This window comes from Heyndrickxia acidicola, assembly GCF_001636425.1.
Taxonomy (GTDB): Bacteria; Bacillota; Bacilli; order Bacillales; family Bacillaceae_C; genus Bacillus_AE; species Bacillus_AE acidicola.
In genome coordinates this window covers 2,765,410-2,771,440 of record NZ_KV440953.1, presented here as the reverse complement: position 1 = coordinate 2,771,440, position 6,031 = coordinate 2,765,410, and the positions used below count along the sequence as shown (strand labels likewise).

General features: G+C 51.2%; 22 tRNA genes, 2 rRNA genes and 1 other annotated feature (1 of these 25 cut by a window edge). All 24 genes read left to right on the top strand.

Annotated features, from left to right (window positions below):
- Positions 1 to 354 (top strand) — a sequence feature (mutual gap in cmsearch alignment for this rRNA model is longer than 100); it begins 853 nt to the left of the window's first position.
- 303 nt (positions 355 to 657) lie between these two features.
- The 24 genes from A5N88_RS13015 to A5N88_RS12900 all read left to right on the top strand — a co-directional run bounded on the left by A5N88_RS13015 (position 658) and on the right by A5N88_RS12900 (position 6,029).
- A 23S ribosomal RNA gene (locus A5N88_RS13015) occupies positions 658 to 3,595 on the top strand.
- Positions 3,596 to 3,669: 74 nt separating this feature from the next.
- Positions 3,670 to 3,786, top strand: a 5S ribosomal RNA gene (rrf, locus tag A5N88_RS13010).
- Between the two features lie 39 nt (positions 3,787 to 3,825).
- Positions 3,826 to 3,900, top strand: a tRNA-Glu gene (locus tag A5N88_RS13005).
- A gap of 3 nt (positions 3,901 to 3,903) precedes the next feature.
- A tRNA-Val gene (locus A5N88_RS13000) sits at positions 3,904 to 3,979 on the top strand.
- Positions 3,980 to 3,985: 6 nt separating this feature from the next.
- A tRNA-Thr gene (locus A5N88_RS12995) sits at positions 3,986 to 4,061 on the top strand.
- A 177-nt stretch (positions 4,062 to 4,238) separates the two neighbouring features.
- Positions 4,239 to 4,314, top strand: a tRNA-Lys gene (locus tag A5N88_RS12990).
- Positions 4,315 to 4,323: 9 nt separating this feature from the next.
- Positions 4,324 to 4,405, top strand: a tRNA-Leu gene (locus tag A5N88_RS12985).
- A 15-nt stretch (positions 4,406 to 4,420) separates the two neighbouring features.
- Positions 4,421 to 4,495: transfer RNA gene (locus A5N88_RS12980), tRNA-Gly, on the top strand.
- Positions 4,496 to 4,504: 9 nt separating this feature from the next.
- Positions 4,505 to 4,593 (top strand) — tRNA-Leu (locus A5N88_RS12975).
- 35 nt (positions 4,594 to 4,628) lie between these two features.
- Positions 4,629 to 4,705, top strand: a tRNA-Arg gene (locus A5N88_RS12970).
- A 5-nt stretch (positions 4,706 to 4,710) separates the two neighbouring features.
- Positions 4,711 to 4,787: transfer RNA gene (locus A5N88_RS12965), tRNA-Pro, on the top strand.
- A 7-nt stretch (positions 4,788 to 4,794) separates the two neighbouring features.
- Positions 4,795 to 4,867, top strand: a tRNA-Ala gene (locus tag A5N88_RS12960).
- A gap of 15 nt (positions 4,868 to 4,882) precedes the next feature.
- Positions 4,883 to 4,956: transfer RNA gene (locus A5N88_RS12955), tRNA-Met, on the top strand.
- Positions 4,957 to 5,012: 56 nt separating this feature from the next.
- Positions 5,013 to 5,086: transfer RNA gene (locus A5N88_RS12950), tRNA-Ile, on the top strand.
- Between the two features lie 7 nt (positions 5,087 to 5,093).
- A tRNA-Val gene (locus A5N88_RS12945) sits at positions 5,094 to 5,169 on the top strand.
- Positions 5,170 to 5,209: 40 nt separating this feature from the next.
- Positions 5,210 to 5,302, top strand: a tRNA-Ser gene (locus tag A5N88_RS12940).
- A gap of 32 nt (positions 5,303 to 5,334) precedes the next feature.
- Positions 5,335 to 5,408: transfer RNA gene (locus A5N88_RS12935), tRNA-Met, on the top strand.
- 5 nt (positions 5,409 to 5,413) lie between these two features.
- Positions 5,414 to 5,490: transfer RNA gene (locus A5N88_RS12930), tRNA-Asp, on the top strand.
- Positions 5,491 to 5,505: 15 nt separating this feature from the next.
- Positions 5,506 to 5,581, top strand: a tRNA-Phe gene (locus A5N88_RS12925).
- A 35-nt stretch (positions 5,582 to 5,616) separates the two neighbouring features.
- Positions 5,617 to 5,700: transfer RNA gene (locus tag A5N88_RS12920), tRNA-Tyr, on the top strand.
- 3 nt (positions 5,701 to 5,703) lie between these two features.
- A tRNA-Trp gene (locus tag A5N88_RS12915) sits at positions 5,704 to 5,774 on the top strand.
- 16 nt (positions 5,775 to 5,790) lie between these two features.
- Positions 5,791 to 5,866 (top strand) — tRNA-His (locus tag A5N88_RS12910).
- 7 nt (positions 5,867 to 5,873) lie between these two features.
- A tRNA-Gln gene (locus A5N88_RS12905) sits at positions 5,874 to 5,948 on the top strand.
- 7 nt (positions 5,949 to 5,955) lie between these two features.
- A tRNA-Cys gene (locus tag A5N88_RS12900) sits at positions 5,956 to 6,029 on the top strand.
- Positions 6,030 to 6,031 lie beyond the last annotated feature (2 nt).

Sequence of the window (6,031 nt, the reverse complement as noted above, 5' to 3'; positions counted from 1 at the left end):
TGACGTCAAATCATCATGCCCCTTATGACCTGGGCTACACACGTGCTACAATGGATGGTACAAAGGGCTGCAAGACCGCGAGGTTTAGCCAATCCCATAAAACCATTCTCAGTTCGGATTGTAGGCTGCAACTCGCCTACATGAAGCCGGAATCGCTAGTAATCGCGGATCAGCATGCCGCGGTGAATACGTTCCCGGGCCTTGTACACACCGCCCGTCACACCACGAGAGTTTGTAACACCCGAAGTCGGTGAGGTAACCTTTTGGAGCCAGCCGCCGAAGGTGGGACAGATGATTGGGGTGAAGTCGTAACAAGGTAGCCGTATCGGAAGGTGCGGCTGGATCACCTCCTTTCTAAGGAAAATGAAGCTTCGCTTCATAAAAAGACGTTTCTGTTTTTGTTTAGTTTTGAGGGAACTATCTCTCAAAACCATCAAACGAATCAGCAGCGAGAAGGTCTAGGAAGCGAACGAGCGATCACCGGAGCGTATGACAATACGTGAGGATGAGAGTGAGTGAAGCTGACGAAGAGATTCGAAGTTGATCATTCGTTTGAGTATTGTTCCTTGAAAACTAGATAATGAGAAAAACCAAGCAAATAACCGAGAATCGCCACTTTATGGATTTTTTCCATTTTAGTAGTAAAAACCTTTTATAGGTTAAGTTAGTAAGGGCGCACGGTGGATGCCTTGGCACTAGGAGCCGATGAAGGACGGTACTAACACCGATATGCTTCGGGGAGCTGTAAGTAAGCTTTGATCCGGAGATTTCCGAATGGGGAAACCCACTGCCCGTAATGGGGTAGTATCTTTACCTGAATACATAGGGTACTGAAGGCAGACCCGGGGAACTGAAACATCTAAGTACCCGGAGGAAGAGAAAGCAATTGCGATTTCCTGAGTAGCGGCGAGCGAAACGGAATTAGCCCAAACCAAGAGGCTTGCCTCTTGGGGTTGTAGGACACTCTATACGGAGTTACAAAGGAACGAGGTAAATGAAGAGGTCTGGAAAGGCCCGTCAAAGAAGGTAACAACCCTGTAGTTGAAACTTCGTTCCCTCTTGAGTGTATCCTGAGTACGGCGGGACACGTGAAATCCCGTCGGAAGCTGGGAGGACCATCTCCCAAGGCTAAATACTCCCTAGTGACCGATAGTGAACCAGTACCGTGAGGGAAAGGTGAAAAGCACCCCGGAAGGGGAGTGAAAGAGATCCTGAAACCGTGTGCCTACAAGTAGTCAAAGCCCTATGCATTTATGCAGGGTAATGGCGTGCCTTTTGTAGAATGAACCGGCGAGTTACGATTTCATGCAAGGTTAAGCTGATAAGGCGGAGCCGCAGCGAAAGCGAGTCTGAATAGGGCGAATGAGTATGAGGTCGTAGACCCGAAACCAGGTGATCTACCCATGTCCAGGGTGAAGGTAAGGTAACACTTACTGGAGGCCCGAACCCACGCACGTTGAAAAGTGCGGGGATGAGGTGTGGGTAGCGGAGAAATTCCAATCGAACCTGGAGATAGCTGGTTCTCTCCGAAATAGCTTTAGGGCTAGCCTCAAGAGAAGAGTATTGGAGGTAGAGCACTGTTTGGACTAGGGGCCCTCATCGGGTTACCGAATTCAGACAAACTCCGAATGCCAAATACTTATTCTTGGGAGTCAGACTGTGAGTGATAAGATCCATGGTCAAAAGGGAAACAGCCCAGACCACCAGCTAAGGTCCCAAAGTATACGTTAAGTGGAAAAGGATGTGGAGTTGCTTAGACAACCAGGATGTTGGCTTAGAAGCAGCCACCATTTAAAGAGTGCGTAATAGCTCACTGGTCGAGTGACTCTGCGCCGAAAATGTACCGGGGCTAAACGTATCACCGAAGCTGTGGATTGACACCGTAGGTGTCAGTGGTAGGAGAGCGTTCTAAGGGCGTTGAAGCTAGACCGTAAGGACTGGTGGAGCGCTTAGAAGTGAGAATGCCGGTATGAGTAGCGAAAGAAGGGTGAGAATCCCTTCCACCGAATGCCTAAGGTTTCCTGAGGAAGGCTCGTCCGCTCAGGGTTAGTCGGGACCTAAGCCGAGGCCGAAAGGCGTAGGCGATGGACAACAGGTTGATATTCCTGTACCACCTCTTTTCCGTTTGAGTGATGGGGGGACGCAGGAGGATAGGGTAAGCACGGCGCTGGATTGCCGTGTCCAAGCAGTTAGGCTGATGATGAGGCAAATCCTTATCATTAAAGCGGAGCTGTGATGGCGAGGGAAATATAGTACCGAAGTTCCTGATTCCACACTGCCAAGAAAAGCCTCTAGCGAGGAAAAAGGTGCCCGTACCGCAAACCGACACAGGTAGGCGAGGAGAGAATCCTAAGGTGAGCGAGAGAACTCTCGTTAAGGAACTCGGCAAAATGACCCCGTAACTTCGGGAGAAGGGGTGCTCTGGTAGGGTGCAAGCCCGAGAGAGCCGCAGTGAATAGGCCCAGGCGACTGTTTAGCAAAAACACAGGTCTCTGCGAAGCCGCAAGGCGAAGTATAGGGGCTGACGCCTGCCCGGTGCTGGAAGGTTAAGGAGAGGGGTTAGCGCAAGCGAAGCTCTGAACTGAAGCCCCAGTAAACGGCGGCCGTAACTATAACGGTCCTAAGGTAGCGAAATTCCTTGTCAGGTAAGTTCTGACCCGCACGAAAGGCGTAACGATCTGGGCACTGTCTCAACGAGAGACTCGGTGAAATTATAGTACCTGTGAAGATGCAGGTTACCCGCGACAGGACGGAAAGACCCCGTGGAGCTTTACTGCAGCTTGATATTGAATTTTGGTACAACTTGTACAGGATAGGTAGGAGCCTTTGAAGCCGGAGCGCCAGCTTCGGTGGAGGCGTCGGTGGGATACTACCCTGGTTGTATTGAAATTCTAACCCGCACCCCTGATCGGGGTGGGAGACAGTGTCAGGCAGGCAGTTTGACTGGGGCGGTCGCCTCCTAAAGAGTAACGGAGGCGCCCAAAGGTTCCCTCAGAATGGTTGGAAATCATTCGCAGAGTGTAAAGGCACAAGGGAGCTTGACTGCGAGACCTACAAGTCGAGCAGGGACGAAAGTCGGGCTTAGTGATCCGGTGGTTCCGCATGGAAGGGCCATCGCTCAACGGATAAAAGCTACCCCGGGGATAACAGGCTTATCTCCCCCAAGAGTCCACATCGACGGGGAGGTTTGGCACCTCGATGTCGGCTCATCGCATCCTGGGGCTGTAGTCGGTCCCAAGGGTTGGGCTGTTCGCCCATTAAAGCGGTACGCGAGCTGGGTTCAGAACGTCGTGAGACAGTTCGGTCCCTATCCGTCGTGGGCGTAGGAAATTTGAGAGGAGCTGTCCTTAGTACGAGAGGACCGGGATGGACGCACCGCTGGTGTACCAGTTGTCTTGCCAAAGGCATCGCTGGGTAGCTATGTGCGGAAGGGATAAGTGCTGAAAGCATCTAAGCATGAAGCCCCCCTCAAGATGAGATTTCCCATAGCGCAAGCTAGTAAGATCCCTGAAAGATGATCAGGTTGATAGGTTCGAGGTGGAAGTGTGGTGACACATGGAGCTGACGGATACTAATCGATCGAGGACTTAACCAATAAATAAAACGATTCAAGGTTATGCTTGGTTTCTCATATCTAGTTTTGAAGGAGCAATCCTTAATTAAATACGGTCTGGTAATTATGGCGAGAAGGTCACACCCGTTCCCATCCCGAACACGGAAGTTAAGCTTCTCAGCGCCGATGGTAGTTGGGGGCTGTCCCCCTGTGAGAGTAGGACATTGCCAGGCTGTCATTATTTTAGATAATGCAGTCAACATTAAAAAGTTGGCCCGTTGGTCAAGCGGTTAAGACACCGCCCTTTCACGGCGGTAACACGGGTTCGAATCCCGTACGGGTCACCATATGGAGGATTAGCTCAGCTGGGAGAGCACCTGCCTTACAAGCAGGGGGTCGGCGGTTCGAACCCGTCATCCTCCACCATTATTAGCCGGCCTAGCTCAATTGGTAGAGCAACTGACTTGTAATCAGTAGGTTGGGGGTTCAAGTCCTCTGGCCGGCACCACTTTTATGGAAATTAGTACGAGCCATTAGCTCAGTCGGTAGAGCACGATGAATAATCTTCACTGAATTATCATCAGCGTACCAATCGAGCTGCATCTTGCAAGACATCCTGAGATTGTGACGTCGTAGATGCCACAAGGTTTAGGCTGTATACTATAAATCAAGGTATTCATTGTTTGAGCCATTAGCTCAGTCGGTAGAGCATCTGACTTTTAATCAGAGGGTCGAAGGTTCGAGTCCTTCATGGCTCACCATTTAAATATGCGGGTGTGGCGGAATTGGCAGACGCACCAGACTTAGGATCTGGCGCCGCAAGGCGTGGGGGTTCGACTCCCTTCACCCGCATTTATTTGAAATTTTGCGGAAGTAGTTCAGTGGTAGAACACCACCTTGCCAAGGTGGGGGTCGCGGGTTCGAATCCCGTCTTCCGCTCCAAACACCCTTGCCGGGGTGGCGGAACTGGCAGACGCACAGGACTTAAAATCCTGCGGTAGGTGACTACCGTACCGGTTCGATTCCGGTCCTCGGCACCAAAGTTTTTTGCGGCAGCAAAATAACTTTTCATTAAGCGCCCGTAGCTCAATTGGATAGAGCGTTTGACTACGGATCAAAAGGTTAGGGGTTCGACTCCTCTCGGGCGCGCCATTTTACGGGAAGTAGCTCAGCTTGGTAGAGCACATGGTTTGGGACCATGGGGTCGCAGGTTCGAATCCTGTCTTCCCGACCACTAATATGGGGCCTTAGCTCAGCTGGGAGAGCGCCTGCTTTGCACGCAGGAGGTCAGCGGTTCGATCCCGCTAGGCTCCATTTATAATGAAATATGGCGGTGTAGCTCAGCTGGCTAGAGCGTACGGTTCATACCCGTGAGGTCGGGGGTTCGATCCCCTCCGCCGCTATAAAGTGTATTGATTCTTTTATTAGAAAGGTCCATCCTTTCAATAATAGCGATACTGGACCCTTAGCTCAGTTGGTTAGAGCAGACGGCTCATAACCGTCCGGTCGTAGGTTCGAGTCCTACAGGGTCCATTTATATGGAGGATTAGCTCAGCTGGGAGAGCACCTGCCTTACAAGCAGGGGGTCGGCGGTTCGAACCCGTCATCCTCCACCATATAAAATTCAGGTTAGTCCTGATTTAAACCAATTAATATGGAGGAATACCCAAGTCTGGCTGAAGGGATCGGTCTTGAAAACCGACAGGCGGGTTACACCGCGCGGGGGTTCGAATCCCTCTTCCTCCGCCATATTAAAAAATGCATAATGTTTATATTATCGTCGCGGGGTGGAGCAGTCTGGTAGCTCGTCGGGCTCATAACCCGAAGGTCGCAGGTTCAAATCCTGCCCCCGCAATACATGGTCCGGTAGTTCAGCTGGTTAGAATGCCTGCCTGTCACGCAGGAGGTCGCGGGTTCGAGTCCCGTCCGGACCGCCATTTATAAATCAATACGGCTCGGTAGCTCAGTCGGTAGAGCAAAGGACTGAAAATCCTTGTGTCGGCGGTTCGATTCCGTCCCGAGCCACCATTAAATAGAATATATACCCTTTGATTTTAAATCTTGGAGGGGTAGCGAAGTGGCTAAACGCGGCGGACTGTAAATCCGCTCCTTCGGGTTCGGCGGTTCGAATCCGTCCCCCTCCACCATTTAGGGGTATAGTTTAATGGTAAAACGAAGGTCTCCAAAACCTTTGATGTGGGTTCGATTCCTACTACCCCTGTAAAGTTCCTATTATGGCGGCTGTGGCGAAGTGGTTAACGCATCGGATTGTGGTTCCGACATTCGTGGGTTCGATTCCCATCAGCCGCCCCATTCAAATTGGGCTATAGCCAAGCGGTAAGGCAACGGACTTTGACTCCGTCATTCGTTGGTTCGAATCCAGCTAGCCCAGCCATTTTTAAGGCAGCATAGCCAAGTGGTAAGGCAGAGGTCTGCAAAACCTTTATCCCCGGTTCAAATCCGGGTGTTGCCTCCAGT